Genomic DNA, 16,340 nt, shown 5'->3' on the forward strand with positions numbered 1-16,340 from the left:
GCTGCTCACTCCTCAAGGTTGGGTAGTACGACTTCCAAGACGGTGAACACGTTGTCCAGCGCTTGGCGGCGCAAATCGTCGATGGTGTCTTTGCTCAAGCCCATGTACGCAATCGCCGACTCCGGGTCGAACAGGATGCGCGCGTAGATGTCGCTGAGCCAACGACCGTCCTTCCGTCGCATTCCTCGCAATGGGCGAATCACGAAGTCCCAGAACCAGTGGATTTCGGCGTCCAGAAAGCGCAGTTCCTTGCAAAAGGCGTAGAACGGCTTGAATTTGCGCGGTGCTTGTGGCGCCAGCTTGTCGAACGGTGTATCCGGCGAATGCCCCAAGTTCAGCCAATGTCGGATATTGTTTAGCTCCGGGGCCAGTGAGGAGTCCCGGCGAAAAATCCTATCTTGGAGCATCCGCGCCTGAGCCGCTTGGCTGCCATGAAACATTGTGTTGACTTGTTTTCTGACGCGCTCGTGATACATTCGCAGCCCCTGCTCGAATAACAGGTGCTTGTCGGTTGAGAGCCCCTTGTCCTGCAGCACTGCTTCGATGAGCTCGCGCAGCTCGCTCGACATCACGAACACCTGTTGTCCCGCCTCCAACTCCTCAACCGGGATGGTGTGGAACCCGGAATGACCATCGGCGGCGTGCAACGGGTCGTAGGTGTAGACATGGGAATGCAGCCCACGATGCAGTATCAAGTCGTTATCCAGCGCAATCAGCACGGCCTCCGCGTCGGACACGCTCAAGTCGATGTCATCGTACGTGGTCAGTTTGAAGCTGGTCTGGCGGAACTCGAGGTCATCTAGCAGCGAGACACCGGTTGCCTGGAATTGCTCTTCAATGTCCTGGAGGATGGTGCCGAGCCGTTCATGGAACATCGCAAACTCGGGCACCTGCAGCAATGGCTCGATGGTGTGCTTGAGTTGGGCCGCCATCGGTGCGGTCAGAACGAGCACCATGTTGCGGCCCGCAAAGCGTCCGCAGACAATGTCACGCAACACCGCCGCGTTCATATCTGCGTAGATGAGGCGCTCCGTCTCGATTGGACGGTCTTGTGCGACCAGTTGATTGGTCATCAACAGCCGGTTGTCGGCCACCAGGTCGGGGAGATGGGGGCTTCGCTTCAACGCCGCCTGCAGCACGTCCCGATGCAAAGACGAGCGCACCACCACCGTAGCGGTGTGTCCGGTGTTTGCCGCAGTCTCGAGCTCGGTCACCACTAGCAGGCCTAACGGCGTGTGGTCTCGTTGCGTCTCCATCAGCTGGTCGGCTTGTTTGAGCAACTTTTCCAGCAGGGTACGCTCGGCGAGCGCCTCACCGCTGCGCAAGAATTCAAGCAACGGCACTTTGCAATGCAGCCAGTCGAACGCCGCAATTGCTTGGGGTGGGGCACCCCTCCGATGTAGCTCGTCCATGAGGTCACGCGAGCCGCCAGGCAAGTGGGAGACCTTTGCTAGGAAGTTCATTGTGCCCCACACGGCCGAGGCATTTTGGTTTTGCGCCTCAAGCCGCTTCGCGCAGTGATAGAACTGGTCGATAAGCTTGCCGGCTTCGAAGTCGGTCACGACCGCCCGAATCCTGCAGTCCTGGACATTCAGCTCCGGCGCTTTGCCCTCAGCCGTCAGGCCGAAGCCGATAGGCGTAAACAGAAAGCCATGCTGTGCTAGCCGGCCACGCGTCGGTTCGTCCTCTTCTGCGTGCATCAGCGCGGCCTGAAGCAGACTCATCTGTCGTGGGTCGTCCATCGCGACCAGTATGCCCGGACATTGCCCCTTGAACACGGTACGAAGCTGAATGATGAATGCGACGATGTGCTGTTGCTGCCCGCCGACGGATTGCATCGCCTGGCGGGTCGCGTCAATGAGCACGACTTCCGGTGGGGCGGTTTTGCGCAGCCCTTTCAAAGCGGTTTCGAGGTCCTCGCCATTCAGGCGATACCCGAGTGCAAACAGCGCGTCCGGCGCGGACGGCGCTGCGCCGAGTTCGGGGAACGTGCAGTTGCGGAGGGCTTTGCCTTGTTTGCGTGCTGCCAGCTTGGATTTGAGGCGGGAATAGAAGCGGTCGGCGTAGCTGGGCCAGGCTTGCTCTGGAGCTTCCCGCAGGAAATGCGGAAGCAGTTCGTTGATACTGGGCCGGAGACTCGCTTCGGTCAGCTCCCGCTTCATGCTGTTGACCGCAAACAGGAAGCTGTCCTTAGTGCGAAGCCCTTCGCGAATGAGTGGGTTTTGGGGAGCCGAATAGGGTTCGATAATCCTGTTGGCCAGTTCCAACAGCTTGGAGCGGCTGACGAAGATGTGATTTAACGGGTAGAAAGAGTTGTGCTTTGCCGGATAGTACAAGCCGCGCACGCCACGTTTGTAGCCATCGTTCCAGCACCGGAAACAGGCTAGGCTGTGCAGTAGCGGGACCATCGACAGGGAGCCTGGCCACACCAAGGCGAGATGCGCCGTTTTTTCCTTGGCGACCTTGAGGTAGAGGGCGACCAACTCCTCGGTCACAGGGCAGGGGGCCAAGGGCGTTTCGTCATCGTGGTTTGCAAAAAAACGGAGAGCAAAATCGCTTACGTGACTTTGATTCCCCGTTTGATTGTACGGTGCGCCGCCGGCGGACAGTGGGTCAGACTCCACTGCCCCCATGCATTCATCGGCGCTCTGTAGGCTATTCATCGCAAGTCCGTAGTTCATGGTGGGCACGCGCGAAGGGCGCAGGTGATAGTCCAAATCCGATGCGAACAGCAGTTTCGATACCCAGGCCGGCCGCCATGGCTTGCTTGACCATCACTGGGTCCGGCATCGGCAAAGCGGCCAATTCATAAGCGGACACATTGGTGACCCCGGAGATGCACCGGAATAGCCGGTCCACAGTTCTGGTTCGCAGAATGGCGCACAGCAATTCTGTATCGGCGAGTGCAGTGTCCCCGACCTGTTCGATGAAGCAGACGTGGTTTTCTCCAACTACCCCACCAAATTCCCGGTAGGCCGATTCGGGCACCGGTGCGCATACCAGGCGGCGCGGCTGCTTTGCAGAGGTGACGCGCTGGATGACGACCGCGGGGCGGCGGATGGTGCCCGCTGCATCGCATTGTCCAATGTCGATGTAGCGGTGGCTTACCCAGAGGGCTTCCGCAAGGGATAACGGCTTGTTGACGGAGATGTCGCTTTGCCAGACCAAGGGCATCAGGTGGCCGGGATGGTGCGCATCCATCCGTCTCGCATGCGTCGGTAACTGGTTCCGGTGCATGACGATGAGTCCCGTTTTGGTGGCGTAGCCATAAGAGGCCAGGGTGTGTTGGCGTTGCTCGAATAGATGCAACAAGGTCGCGTCGTCTGTTTCGCGCGGAAGGGGCCAGGGCTGGGTGCTGGGCGGCAGGGGAGGCCGTCCGGTCCAGACCCAGTTTCCTTCGGCCTGTAATACATGGATATCGGTTCCCCGCGCCTCCGTGGAATGCTTCTGCCAGAGTGTGATGGCCGTGTCTTGCTCGGCACCAAGGAAGACCCCCATCTTGTCGTGAATGAGGTCGAGCCGGCGGACGTGTCCGGAGAGCGTCATTTGCTGCCGGAGTGCCGAGAATGACTTGCCGGACACGAAGCTCATCGGCGTCAGGAGTACCGCCGTTCCAGCGTCGCGTAGCAGCTCCATGGCCCGCGCGATGAAGAGCGTATAGAGATTGGGCTGCCCCTGCATCAGCGTTCCGTAGTCTTCGACGTAAGGCGCGGTCTCGCTACGGGTCATCTTGCGGTAGGGCGGATTGCAGAGGACGAGTCCATAGCTGCCGGCGCTAAGTGCGGCCCGACTCAGCCCATCGCCAACGGTGACCTGGAGGCCAGGTTCATAGTCTGCCGCGACGATGTGACGGGCGAGCGCGACGCGCAGGAACGTCTTTGAAAGCAGGCACAGGAACGGGTCCAGGTCGATGCCATGAAGGTTGCGCTCGATGTAGGCGAGGATTTCGGCGCTGGATTGCCCCCGTCCTTCCAGTTGTTCCGCGAGGCGCAATGCTACCGGCGCAAGGAACGCGGCGCCTCCACACGCGGGGTCTACGATGGGGCCGTCGAGGAGGCTGTCGCCGGCATGGTCGAGCAACCGCTTGGCCAGGTGCGGCGAAGTGAAATACATCGCCTGGTTCTTGCGGCGCGCCTTGTCTACCAACTGCGCGTACGCCGAGCTAATCCAGAAGGCTCCGGTCAGCACATCTGCGCCATCTAACCAGGCTAGAAAGGCCTGTAGCGAGGCGTCACCCTCCAGTGGCGGGGCCGTTGGACAGGTAAGCTGAGGCGCGACCGCCGCCATCCAATGGGACAGCAGGGCTAGCACCACATTTTCCGAGCCATGGGCCGCGACCAACGGCTGGAGTGCTTTGCAGAGGCGATGGAAGCAGAGGGAGTCGGCGACCGACAGTTGCATACGACCCTCCTCCGTAGTCTTTGATGATTGTTCGTCAGCGAAATCCCGCGCATCACTAGCGTAGTGAACGGCGTAAACTGATTCAATTAAACTCAACTACGCTAAGACAATAGTATATTTGAATTTTTGAGCGCCTTCATTGGCATTTGTCATGTAGGTCGAAGTAGGGCCTTCGCTGGGGGTTCTGCCTCGGGTGGCTACTCCGAATTTTTCCCGGAAGACGATGAAGCCGAACCGCAAGACGAATAGAGTTTGCTTAAAACCAATCTGGTAGCCGCCAGATGTGTTTCGCTGTCATCAGAGGCGTCCGAGACAGCGTTGACAGGCAGCCATTTACATAGTCAACGCTGCGGCAGAAACATGTCGCACGCGAGTTTTTAGTGGGCCAGTCGAGACGTTGCTGCCCCAAAATCACTTGCGGTTCGTCAAAATTAGACGCAATGAAACAGATGTGTGCCAGTGCCCAAATTTGTCCCTGATGGCCCGCCAAACTGAAAAGCCCCGACTCGTCGGGGCTTTTCGCTTTTCCGCCGAAAGAAAGCCGGCTGGCTTTCTGCATGCGGGCGATGGCGGCGTCCAAGGCCGGCGCGATGGAAACGGCGGTCATGCCGCGGCGCGGCCGCTGATGGCGGCGTTTATTTGGACAGCAGCCCGCTCAGATTGCCGTGCACCTTTCGCAGCAAGACCAGCAGCTGTTGGGCTTCATCGGCGTCCAGGCCCTGCTGGGCCTGGCGCTGCAATTCGTCTCCCAAGGCCATCGCCGATCTGAGCGCGTCGTAGGCCGGCGGCAGCAGCTCGATGCGGTTGACGCGGCGGTCGTTGAGGCAGGGCACCCGCTTCAGCCAGCCGGCGGCCTGCATCCGGTCGCACAAGGTCGCCACGCCCATCGGCGTCAGATCCAGCCGCTCCGCCAGCTCCGCCTGCGACAAGCCGCCGTCGCCCTCATGCGCCGCCAGCGCGCCCAGCAGCCGGCATTGCGCCAGCGACAGTCCCAGCCGCTGGCGCGCGCGCAGATCGAAAAGGCGGCCGTACAGGCGGCCGGTATCGCTGACGAGAAAGCCGAAGCGTTCGGTGAGTCGCAGTTTCATAACGCTATAAATAATAAACCAGATTATCGCTTATACCTTAAAGCGCCTGCTGGTGCCAAGCCTTGCCGCCGGATTATCGCCAGCCGCGAAAACTCAAATCCGCCATCCCTCCATCGGAAAATGAATCGGCGCTGTCCGCGCGTTCAAATTGCGATGAAAACCACGAATCATGTGAATCACGGCGTCGCCGCCAATCAGGCGGCGCGAAATCCATCCGCCCGGCTCGCTTCAGCCATCGGCCGCGCGAAACGGCGGAAAACAGAAAATGGCCTGGATCTGCGCTGGCGGTTTTCCGCATATTGCAGGACGGAATAACTTGAAAATGGAGGTTGCGCGGTCTGTTTTCTCTTGGGTTTGCCGGCAAGGCTTGCTCATGTTTTAAGTGTTGCTCCGGATTGCGGGCCGAGCGACAGGCATCTAATCAAGATAATGCCAATCGAAAACAAAATGGCCGGTTTATCCATCGCGGCTCATATTTCGCCTGGCGTCCCTTGCAATCTCATCCACTTTCCCGCCGCGGCCAAGCGGCATCACGCCGAACGCGCGAGAACGGATTCATGACCATGATCCGCATCTGGGAGGAAACATGTCCGATTTGAATCGTCGCCAATTGCTGAAGGGCGGGGCCATCGTCTTCGGCAGCCTCGCTTTGTCCGAACCCTCGCTGGCCCGATTGCTGCGCCTGAGCCGGGGCACCCGCTACAACGCCGCCAGTTCGCAGGGCAAGGCGATGCTGGAGATCTACGCGGGCGCGGTCAAGAAAATGATGGATCCCGCGCTGTATCCGGAGGGCAATCCGCTGAACTGGATATTCCAGTGGTACACCCATTTCGTGCGGGGGGACCGGACCAAGCAGCAGGAGTTGAACCGGGTGTATCCGTCGCCGTCGGCGAACCGGACGCTGGCGGAAAAGATGTGGAATACCTGTCAGGCCCACAGCTCCGGGCAGCGCGAGGATTTCTTCCTGCCTTGGCACCGGATGTTCATCACCTATTTCGAGGACATCATCCGCCAGGTGTCCGGCAGACAGGATTTCACGCTGCCGTACTGGGACTACACCGATCCTAATCAGCAGGCGCTGCCGATCGAGTTCCGCCGTCCCGGCGATGCGGTCTGGGGCTCGTTGTACCGCGAGACCCGCTGGCCCGGCTCCAACGCGGGCAAGAATGTCACCGATGGACGCAGCGCGCTGACTCTGGACTGCATGAAGTCCAATCTGTATTCCGGCTCCGCCGGCGACGCGGGTTTCTGCGCGAACACGGACATGAATCCGCATGGCGCGCTGCATGTCGATGTCGGCAACAGCCAGGGCATGGCCCAGGTGCCGTGGGCGGCGAACGATCCCATTTTCTGGATCCACCATTGCAATATCGACCGCATCTGGGCCAGTTGGAACCTTGCCGGCGGCAAGAACCCTTCCGATGCCCCCTTCCTCAATCAGCAGTTCGTTTTCGCGTCTCCGACCGGCGCAGCGGTGGTCGCGACGGTCAAGAATTACCTGTCGCTTCCCAAGGACGCCTATTCCAGCTATGTCTCGCGGCCGCCGGGTAGCCTGCCGTTCCCGTCCAAGAAAGCGCCGCTCAAGGTCGCGCCGGCCATGCGCCTGGAGAGCTTCGCGGCCGAAGCTACGGGTCTGGTGAGGCTGGGGAACGCGCCGGTCACCGTCAGCCTGGGAGACGCGAAGTCTACGTCCACGTCCGCGCCGCGGGTGGAGATGCTGTCGAGCCGGCTGGGCGCGCTCGGCAAACAGTCCAATCTGTTCCTGCGTTTCGAAGGCTTGTCGGCCCATGGCACCGTCAACGGCGTTTACAGCGTCTATGTCCATGCCGGCGACGCCCCCCCGACGGATATGCGTGGGCCGGGTTTCGTGGGGCAGATCAACTTCTTCAGCGCGGCCGGCACCCACCAGCATGATGGGGAGGAGTCGGGAAACAGTTCTGACAAAAATGTGTTCAGTTTTCTGCTGAGGGCGGAGACGCGCGCCTGGCTGCAGCAGAACGGCGGGGGCGAACCCCAGGTCACGCTGGTGCCCACGATTCCCGCCGGCAATGACGAGGCGATGCCGACGATAGACAAGATCGCGCTGGTAGCGTCGTGACATGGCGCGGCGCGGCCTGGATTCTGAGCGGGCCGCGCCGTCGCCGAGCGTCGGGGAGGGGGCGGGATATGAGGCCTGGAACGCGTTTCGCTTGCGCCGCGCTGGCATTGGTTTTGTCTGCCCCATCGCCGGCGGACGCGGCCGGCATGCGCTTGCTGGGGAAGTACGATGGAGGCGGTCGCGGGGTGAAGATCGGGGCCGATGCCGTCCATGTCGCGATCCCGCTGGATGCCCGAGCCTGCCATGGGGCGGGGAGGCGCGTCACGTTGTATCTCAGGGGGCTGCGGGCGGACGGGGGGCCGCATCCCGGCTATCGGGTGTCGCTGGTCCGGCGCGGCGCGCCTGGCGAGCCGGTCGGCGAGTTCAATTTTTACGGCAGTGGGCCCGGCGTCCGGCAGGATGTCAGTTTCGAGCTGTCGCCCAAGCTCCTGGCAACCCGCCGGGAGCCATGCGTCGTTCATCTGTTGCTGCAAGCGGTGGGGCCGGCGGCGAACGCCGGGCGGGCCGCCATCGACAGTATGGAAATATGGCGCGAGTGAGCTGGCCGGCCCGCGCTGCGCGCCGGTCTCGACTTCGCCTGAGCGAGCCGATTCCAAGTCTTGTTGGAACGGCGCGGCCCGGACCCGAGGCCAGATGCATGGCGGAGGACTCAGGCTTTGGCCATGCCATGGTCTGCGCCAGCAGCTCGGCTGCGGCCGCAGAAGGGCGTTGAGCCGGTTCTGAGCGCATTCTTCCGTAATACTACGTATCAGGATGGCGACTCGGCGCGAACCAAGGCTTTGCGCGTGCTTACCGGCGCAAATACGAGGCGCGGATTGGACTTTCTCCTAACCTTAGCCCCATAGCATAACTACAATGAGTTTCATGAAGCGGGAAATTTGACCAGCAAGCCGGCATGCCGGATGCGGGCGCCAACGTCCGCATGCAGCTGCGCCGTCACCAGGAAACGAGATGTTCAACGACTTGCGACGCGAGCAGGCGAGCATCCTGATCGTCGACGATGTGGCAAGCAATATTCATGTGATCAGGGAGGCGGTACAGGGCCTGGGAGAGGTGCGCTTTGCCACCAGCGGCAAGGCGGCTTTGGAGATCGCCCAAAAAAACGCGCCGGACGTGATCCTGCTCGACATCGAGATGCCGGGCATGGACGGCTATGAGGTGTGCCGGGCGATCAAGGAGTCATCCCGGCTGCGGGATATCCCGGTGATTTTCGTCACCTCCCACGATCAGCGCGAGCATGAGCTGCAGGCGTTGAGCCTGGGCGGCGTCGATTTTCTGCACAAACCGTTGAATGTGCCGGTGGCGCGCGCGCGCATCCAGACCCACCTGGCGCTTCAGATGCGGACCCGGCAACTGGCGCGGGTCAAGAAGGACCTGGTCGACGTGCTGCAGCACCTGCCGGCTTTCGTCGCGCACTGGAACAACAATCTGTGCTGCCAGTTCTGCAATGATATCGCGGGTCACTGGTTCAGCGTCGCCGCCGCCACCATGCGCGGCATGCACGTGCGCAAGGTGCTGGGCGAAGCCAATTACGCCGCCATCGAGGATCACTTGAAGGACGTGATGCGCGGCAACTGCCCATCGTTCGATCTGAGCTTCGTTAGGCGCGAGGGCGGCCTGCTGTTCGGCCAGGTGTCGCTGGTGTTCCGTCCGGACGAGGAAGGGCTGCCCGGCTTCCTGATGCTGATCACCGACGTCACCGAGCGCAAGCGGGCGGAGCTGGCGCTGCGCGATGAGAAAGAGCGCATCCGCATCACGCTGAACTCCATCGGCGACGCGGTCATCGCCACCGACGCCAACGGCAACATCACTTTCCTCAACCCCATCGCCGAGGACATGACGGGCTGGCAGGCCAAGGAGGCGCTGGGCGAGCCGGTGGAGAAGATCATGCCGCTCAGGGAGAGCTCCCAGGGGCATGCGATGTTCAACCCGATCCGGCTGGTGCTGTCCGAGCAGCGCTCGGTCGGCATGGCGATGAACTGCGCGCTGATGCGCCGCGACGGCCAGCTGCTGGAGCTGGAGGATTCCGCCTCCCCCATTCTGGATCACACCGGCAAGCTGACCGGCGCCATCATCGTGTTTCACGATATCAGCGAGGCCCGGGCGATGGCGGTGAAGATGACCCACCTGGCCCATCATGACGCGCTGACCAATCTGCCCAACCGGATGCTGCTGCAGGACCGCACGCAGCAGGCCTTGCAGCAGGCGGCCCATGTCGGGGACAGATTGGGCCTGTACATTCTGGACCTTGATCATTTCAAGGTGATCAATGATTCGATGGGGCATACGGTCGGCGACCTGTTGTTGCAGCAGGTCGCCCTCCGGCTGCAGGCCGCGCTGCGTCCCTGCGACACCGTCAGCCGCCAGGGAGGCGACGAGTTCATTGTCCTGATGCCGGGCCTGGGGAGCATCGAGCAGGCGGGCGCGATGGCGGACAAGATGCTGAAAGCCATCGCAGAGCCTTATGTGCTGGACGGCAGCCGTTATGATCTTTCCGGCAGCATAGGCGTCGGCCTGTACCCGGACGACAGCAAGGACCAGGAGGAGCTGTACCGCCACGCCGACGCCGCGATGTACCGCGCGAAGCAGGAAGGGCGCAACCGCTACCGCTTCTTCTCCGCCGAGATCGAAGAGGCGCTGCTGACGCGGCAGGCGCTGGAGCGGCATATCCGGATGGGCGCCGAGCAGGGCGGCTTCCTGGTCTACTACCAGCCCAAGGTGGACGCGCGCGACGGTAGCGTGGTCGGCCTGGAGGCGCTGCTGCGCTGGCGCAACGACAAGAACGAGATCGTGTCCCCGGCACACTTCATTCCGCTGGCGGAGGAGACGGGCCTGATCGTGCCGCTGGGGCTGTTCGTGCTGCGGCAGGCCTGCCAGGACGGCAAGCGCTGGCTGGACGCGGGGCGGCGTTTGCGGATAGCGGTCAACGTGTCGGCGGTGCAAGTCACCGAGTCGGACTTCTGCGATACGGTGAGGCGGACGCTGAAGGAAACCGGCATGCCGGCCGAGCTGCTGGAGCTGGAAATCACCGAAGGCGTGCTGGCGCAGGATGTCGAGCGGACGATGAGCGTGCTGGCCGAGCTGAAAAGCCTGGGCGTCTCCATCGCCATCGACGATTTCGGCACCGGCTATTCCAGCTTGTCTTATCTGAAACTATTTCCGCTGGATGTGCTGAAGATAGACCAGAGCTTCATCCGCGACATGCTGGTCGACCGCGACAGCGCGGCCATCGTCGCCGCCATCGTCAGCATGGCGCAGGGCATGGGGCTGCGCCTGGTGGCGGAGGGCGTGGAGCGGCAGGAGCAGGCCCGCGAGCTTCTCAAGCTGGGCTGCCACATCATGCAGGGCTTTCTTTACGGCAGGCCGGAGCCGGTCGCCGAAATCGACAAGTGCTTCGCCTGACGGCCGGTATCCTCCCTGCTTTTCAGGGCGCGGACGGCGCCTGGCCGGAACCATCATGATTTGACGACGAACTTGGGAGCATGCCTTGAACGGACATTGCGACTCGTCTGTCTGGATGAAAAAACCATTGCTGTCGACCCCCGCCGCCGCATTGCTGGTGTTGTTGCTGGGCGCCGCGCTGAGCTTGCTGCTGGGATGGAAGGTGGCGTTCGACAACCGCGAGCGGGTGGAGTCCGAGCTGCGGCGCGAGGCCCGGCAACTGGGCGCGGAAGCGGCGGCCCGCATCCAGCGCTATCAATATGGCTTGAGCGGCGCGCGCGGGGCCGTCTCCAGCAATGGCGAGCATGGCATCAGCCGCGCGCGTTTCCGCACCTATGTGAGGAGCCAGGACGCTTCCATCGAATACCCCGGCCTGATGGGCTTCGGCTATGTCCGGCGGGTGCCGCAGCCGCAGGTGGCCGATTTCGAGCGGCGCGAGCGCGAGGATGGCGTGCCGGATTTCGCCGTCCATCAACTGTGGCCGCATGACGGCGAGCGCGCCGTCGTCGTCTATTTCGAGCCGGATCAAAACAGTCGTCCCGCCATTGGCCTGGACATCGCCTCCGAACCCGGCAGGCGGGCTGCGGCCGAGTCTTCGATGCGCAGCGGGCAGGCCCGCTTGAGCGGACCCATCGCCTTGATGCCGCACCCGGGGGGCAAGGCGCAAGCCTTCCTGCTGTTGCTGCCGGTGTACCGCGGCGGGGTGACGCCCGCGACCGAGGAAGAACGGCTGCGGACCGGTTTTGGCTGGGTGTTCTCGCCCATCAGCGCGCCCGATGCGATGGCGGGGGTGATGGATGATCTGCCGGGCGTGGCGGTGGAGCTGGCGGATATGACCGGCGGCGCGGCGGCGGTTTTTTTCCACGGCGGCGCCAGCGGGTCCCGGATCATCGCGACGGCTTCGGAGAGGCAGCGGCTGTTCGGCCGCGACTGGCAGCTGACGCTGAGGGCTGGCCCTGCCTTTGTCGACAGCCTGCGGCTGCCCAGCGCCACCCAGACCGCGCTGGATGGTTTGGGCGCGAGCGTTCTGGCCAGCCTGCTGGCCTTGGTGGTGGGGCGCAACCGGCAGCGCCGCCAGCAGCTGCTGGCGGCGCAGAATCGGCTGGCGGCCATTGTCGAGGGCTCGGTGGACGCCATCATCAGCAAGACGCTGCTGGGCGTAGTCACCAGCTGGAACCACAGCGCCGAGCGCCTGTTCGGCTATCGGGCCGAGGAGGCGATAGGCCGGCCGCTGGCCGAGCTGATCGTGCCGGAGGAGCGGAAAGTGGAGGAAACGGACATCCTGAGGCGGATTGCGAACGGCGAGCGGATCGAGCATTTCGAGACGGTGCGCCAACGCAAGGACGGGGTGTTGCTGAATGTGTCGGTATCGGTGTCGCCGGTGCGGAACGAGGCCGGACAGGTCGTCGGCGCGTCCAAAGTGCTGAGGGACCTCAGCGAGCAGAAGCGGATCAAGACCGAGCTGCAGGCCCTGAGCGACAATCTGGAGCGGCAGGTAGCCGACCGCACGGCGGAGCTGGACAAGGCCTGGCGCACCTTGCAGACGGTGCTGGACGCGGTGCCGTTCATCATCGGCTACTGGGACCGCAACCAGATCAACCGCGTGGCCAACCAGGCGTACCGGACCTGGTTCGGCATCGACCACGGCGACTTGCCCGGGCGCTCGATGAAATTCTTGCTGGGCGACGAGCTGTACCAGGCCAATCTTCCCCACGCCGAGGCCGCGTTGCGGGGAGAGCCTCAGGTTTTCGAGCGGCCGATTTCCGGGCCGGACGGCATTGTGCGTCATTCGCTGATCCATTATCTGCCGGATTTCGCCGACGGGGAGGTCAAGGGCTTCTACACCATCGTGCAGGATATTTCCGAACAGGTGGAGAGCCGCAGCCGCATAACCTCGGCGCTGCGCGAGCGCGACCTGCTGCTGAGCACCATCAACCGGCAACTGCTGTATTCGGCGACCGACACCGACGGGCGCATCCTCGAGGCCAACGATCTGTTCTGCATGGCCCACGGCTACAGCCGCGACGAGCTGCTGGGGCAGGACCACCGCAAGCTGAACGCCAGCGTGCATCCCGTGCTGTTCTGGCAATCGCTGTGGCATACCATAGGCCTGGGCCGGGTATGGCGCGGCGAGATCTGCAACCGGACCCGGGACGGCAGGCTGCGGTGGTTCGACACGGTGATCGTGCCCCATGTCGGCGACAGCGGCCGCATCGAGCGCTACATCGCGCTGCGCATCGACATCACCGATCGGCGGCTGGCCGACGCCGAGCTCGCCCGAGTGCACCGGCTGCTGACCAATGTGCTGCGCGCGGCGTCGGAAGTGGCCATCATCGCCGCCGACGTGCGCGGCGTGGTTTCGCTGTTCAACAGCGGCGCGCAGCGCATGCTCGGCTATTCGGAAGACGAGATGGTGGGACAGGCGATGCTGACTCGTTTCCATCTGGCGGAAGAGCTGAGCGAGCACGGCGAGGAGTTGGGCGCGCGATACGAGCGTCGGGTGGAGGGACTGCGCGCCCTGGTGCAGGAGCCTGAGGCCTCGGGCGCGGAAACGCGGGAATGGACCTATGTCCGCAAGGACGGCACCCACCTGCAGGTGTCGCTGATGGTGACCGCGATGCGCGACAGCGACGAGCTGGTGGTCGGCTACCTGGCCATCGCCACTGACATTACCGCCCGGCAGCGGCAGCAGCGGGAACTGGTGGCCGCCCGCGATCAGATGCAGCTGGCCGCAGAGGTGGCGCAACTAGGCATCTGGAGCTGGTCTCCCTCGGAGAGCCTGCTCAGTTGGAACGCGCGGATGTTCGAAATCTACAGCCAGCCGCCGGAACTGGCCCAGCAGGGGCTGGAATACCGGCATTGGCGCGAGCGGGTGCATCCGGAGGACGTGGACGACGTGGAAGCCGCGCTGCGCGAGCTGCTGGCGAGCGGCCAGACGATGGAGCGGGTGTTCCGGGTGGTGCATCCGGGCGGCGAGATCCGCCATGTGCAAGTGGGCGCCCGGCTGGAGCGCCACGGCGACGGGGTGAGGGTCACCGGCATCAACCGCGACATCAGCGAAAGCCGCGCGTACGAGCAAAAGCTGCTGGAGGCCAAGAGCATGGCCGAGCAGGCCAGCGTGGCCAAGAGCCAGTTCCTCGCCAATATGAGCCATGAGATCCGTACGCCGATGAACGCGGTGCTGGGCTTGCTGCAATTGATGCAGCACACCCGGCTGGACGAGCGCCAGCTCGACTACGTGGACAAGATCCAGGCGGCGGCCAAGTCGCTGCTGGGCCTGCTCAACGACATCCTGGATTTTTCCAAGATGGATGCCGGCAAGCTGCAGCTGGACCTGCACCCGTTCGAGCTGGAGGGATTGATGCGCGAACTGGCGGTGGTGCTGTCGGGCAATACCAGCGACAAGGACGTCGAGGTGCTGTTCCGCATGGAGCCGACGCTGCCTTCCGTGCTGGTGGGGGACCGGCTGCGCCTGCAGCAGATCCTGATCAACCTGGCCGGCAACGCGCTGAAATTCACCAACCAGGGCCAAGTGGTGATCACGGTGCGCGAGTTGTCGCGCGGCGGGGGCGAGGTCAGCCTGTACATCGAGGTCAGCGATACCGGCATCGGCATCGCGCCGGAGCAGCTGGCGCGCATCTTCGAAGGCTTCACCCAGGCCGAGGCGTCCACCACCCGGCGCTTCGGCGGCACCGGGCTGGGCCTGGTGATCAGCAGGCGGCTGGTGGAGCTGATGGGCGGCCAATTGCAGGTGGAGAGCCAGTTTGGCTGCGGCAGCCGCTTCTGGTTCGAGTTGACGCTGGGCATTGCCGCGGACGAACCGCTGGCCCAGATTCCAGCCGAGCCGCTGGGGCCGCTGGCCGTCCTGGTGGTGGACGACAATCCGCTGGCCGGCGAAATCCTGATGGACACCATCTCCACTGTCGGCTGGAAGGCCGAGTACGCCGACGGCGGCGAGGAGGCGCTGGAGAAAGTGCATCGGGCCGATACGGCCGGCCGGCTCTACGACGTGGTGCTGATGGATTGGCGGATGCCGGGCCTGGACGGCGTCGGCGTCGCCGAAATGATGCGGCAGCAGCTGTCGCGCGACAAGCCGCCGGTGATCATCATGGTGACGGCTTTCGGGCGCGAGGTGCTGGCCGAGGCGGCGGATGGCCCGAACCCGCCGTTCAGCGATTTTCTGACCAAGCCGATCACGCCTCAGCAGCTGGTGGACGCGGTGGTTCGTTCGGTAACCGGAGCGGAGAGGCAGATTACGCAGCCGGTTTCGGCCCGGCGGCTGAGCGGCATGCGCATTCTGCTGGTGGAGGACAACGCGCTCAACCGGCAGGTGGCGTCGGAGCTGCTGCAGGAGGAGGGCGCGCGGATCAGCCTGGCGGAGGGGGGGCTGTCGGGAGTGTCCCAGGCGGTGGGGGCGGACCCGCTGTTCGATATCGTGATCATGGATGTGCAGATGCCGGACATCGACGGGCTGGAGGCCACGCGGCGGATCCGCGCCGATCCGCGCTGCCGGAGCCTGCCCATCCTGGCGATGACCGCCAACGCCTCCCAGTCCGATCGCGCTGCCTGCCTGGAGGCCGGGATGAACGACCACGTCGGCAAGCCGATAGACATCGACGAACTGGTGCTCAAGCTGCTGGAGCTGAGCGGCAGGGCGGCGGGTGCCGGCGGCGGGCCGGCGCCGGCGAAGGACGCCTCGGCGCGGGATGCGGCGGAAGCGGGCGAGTTGATCGAGTCGCTGCCCTCGCGCCTGCGCCGTTTCGGCAACAAGCTGCGGGTCTACCGGGCCGCGTTGTCCACCTTCCGTCCGGAGTGCGACGCGCTGCTGACCGGCATCGCCGAGAACGGGCGCCTGGGCGCGCAGCCGGAGCTGGCCTCGGGGCTGCACACTCTGAAAGGCTTGGCGGTCACGCTCGGCGCGCAGGCGTTGAGCCGGCAGGCCGCCGAGCTGGAGAAGCGCGCGCGCGCGGGGGAGGCGATAGGCGGCGAGGATCTGGAGCGCTTGCGCGGGCTGCTGGATGACAGCGTGGCGCAGCTGTTCGACAGCCTGCCGGCGGAGGAGGCGAGAAAAGCGTCGAAGCCGCTGCCGGCGGCCGACTGGCGGGAGCAGCTGCGGGATATTCTGGCCCTGCTGGAGGACAGCAACCTGGCCGCGATAGACCTGGTGGACGGCTTGCTGGACAGGCCCCTGAGCGGCCAGGAGGATTCGGTGCGCGAAGTGGCGGCCTGCGTGCAGCGCCTGCAGTTCGAGCAGGCGATCGTCATCGTCAGGGAGCTGCTGGCGGAGGCCGGCTGACCGGACCGCGCAGGCG

At 63.8% G+C, this 16,340-nt stretch carries 9 protein-coding genes; 5 read left to right on the forward strand and 4 right to left on the reverse strand.

Annotation, left to right across the window (positions count from 1 at the left end; genetic code table 11):
* Nucleotides 1-5: 5 nt before the first annotated feature.
* The 4 genes from ACY3GB_RS21865 to ACY3GB_RS21880 all read right to left on the reverse strand — a co-directional run bounded on the left by ACY3GB_RS21865 (nucleotide 6) and on the right by ACY3GB_RS21880 (nucleotide 5,489).
* Complete coding sequence (locus ACY3GB_RS21865; protein ID WP_463090587.1) at nucleotides 6-2,663, reverse strand: hypothetical protein; 2,658 nt, start codon at nucleotides 2,661-2,663, stop codon at nucleotides 6-8.
* Nucleotides 2,656-4,401 carry an Eco57I restriction-modification methylase domain-containing protein gene (locus ACY3GB_RS21870; RefSeq protein WP_463090588.1) on the reverse strand — a complete coding sequence of 582 codons (1,746 nt, stop codon included), beginning with the start codon at nucleotides 4,399-4,401 and terminating at the stop codon, nucleotides 2,656-2,658. Before ACY3GB_RS21870 ends, ACY3GB_RS21865 begins: the two co-directional genes overlap by 8 nt.
* Before the next feature lie 256 nt (nucleotides 4,402-4,657).
* The gene (locus ACY3GB_RS21875; RefSeq protein ID WP_463090589.1) at nucleotides 4,658-5,008 is read right to left on the reverse strand and encodes a hypothetical protein; all 351 of its coding nucleotides are present in this window, start codon (nucleotides 5,006-5,008) and stop codon (nucleotides 4,658-4,660) included.
* Between the two features lie 28 nt (nucleotides 5,009-5,036).
* Nucleotides 5,037-5,489, reverse strand: a complete 453-nt coding sequence (locus tag ACY3GB_RS21880; protein ID WP_463090590.1) for a MarR family winged helix-turn-helix transcriptional regulator — start codon at nucleotides 5,487-5,489, stop codon at nucleotides 5,037-5,039.
* A gap of 153 nt (nucleotides 5,490-5,642) precedes the next feature.
* Between ACY3GB_RS21880 and ACY3GB_RS21885 the strand changes: the two genes are divergently transcribed.
* The 5 genes from ACY3GB_RS21885 to ACY3GB_RS21905 all read left to right on the forward strand — a co-directional run bounded on the left by ACY3GB_RS21885 (nucleotide 5,643) and on the right by ACY3GB_RS21905 (nucleotide 16,324).
* Nucleotides 5,643-5,804 (forward strand): hypothetical protein, encoded by a 162-nt coding sequence (locus tag ACY3GB_RS21885; protein WP_463090591.1) that lies wholly within the window; start codon nucleotides 5,643-5,645, stop codon nucleotides 5,802-5,804.
* A gap of 271 nt (nucleotides 5,805-6,075) precedes the next feature.
* Nucleotides 6,076-7,587: a tyrosinase family protein gene (locus ACY3GB_RS21890; RefSeq protein ID WP_463090592.1), complete on the forward strand. Its 1,512-nt coding sequence runs from the start codon at nucleotides 6,076-6,078 to the stop codon at nucleotides 7,585-7,587.
* 146 nt (nucleotides 7,588-7,733) lie between these two features.
* Nucleotides 7,734-8,126 (forward strand): hypothetical protein, encoded by a 393-nt coding sequence (locus ACY3GB_RS21895; RefSeq protein ID WP_463090593.1) that lies wholly within the window; start codon nucleotides 7,734-7,736, stop codon nucleotides 8,124-8,126.
* Between the two features lie 412 nt (nucleotides 8,127-8,538).
* Nucleotides 8,539-10,989: a GGDEF/EAL-containing response regulator gene (locus ACY3GB_RS21900; RefSeq protein WP_463090594.1), complete on the forward strand. Its 2,451-nt coding sequence runs from the start codon at nucleotides 8,539-8,541 to the stop codon at nucleotides 10,987-10,989.
* A gap of 127 nt (nucleotides 10,990-11,116) precedes the next feature.
* Entirely contained in the window at nucleotides 11,117-16,324 is a 5,208-nt protein-coding gene (locus ACY3GB_RS21905) for a PAS domain S-box protein (protein ID WP_463090595.1), read from the forward strand.
* Nucleotides 16,325-16,340 lie beyond the last annotated feature (16 nt).

It is taken from the genome of Chromobacterium sp. Ag138 (assembly GCF_055181315.1).

Excerpts from the sequence above, each read along its gene's own strand:
- ACY3GB_RS21895 (WP_463090593.1), top strand. The coding sequence starts at position 7,734 with ATGCGCTTGCTGGGGAAGTACGATGGAGGCGGTCGCGGGGTGAAGATC.
- ACY3GB_RS21865 (WP_463090587.1), bottom strand. The coding sequence starts at position 2,663 with ATGAATAGCCTACAGAGCGCCGATGAATGCATGGGGGCAGTGGAGTCT.
- ACY3GB_RS21900 (WP_463090594.1), top strand. The coding sequence starts at position 8,539 with ATGTTCAACGACTTGCGACGCGAGCAGGCGAGCATCCTGATCGTCGAC.
- ACY3GB_RS21890 (WP_463090592.1), top strand. The coding sequence starts at position 6,076 with ATGTCCGATTTGAATCGTCGCCAATTGCTGAAGGGCGGGGCCATCGTC.
- ACY3GB_RS21875 (WP_463090589.1), bottom strand. The coding sequence starts at position 5,008 with ATGACCGCCGTTTCCATCGCGCCGGCCTTGGACGCCGCCATCGCCCGC.
- ACY3GB_RS21885 (WP_463090591.1), top strand. The coding sequence starts at position 5,643 with ATGAAAACCACGAATCATGTGAATCACGGCGTCGCCGCCAATCAGGCG.
- ACY3GB_RS21880 (WP_463090590.1), bottom strand. The coding sequence starts at position 5,489 with ATGAAACTGCGACTCACCGAACGCTTCGGCTTTCTCGTCAGCGATACC.
- ACY3GB_RS21870 (WP_463090588.1), bottom strand. The coding sequence starts at position 4,401 with ATGCAACTGTCGGTCGCCGACTCCCTCTGCTTCCATCGCCTCTGCAAA.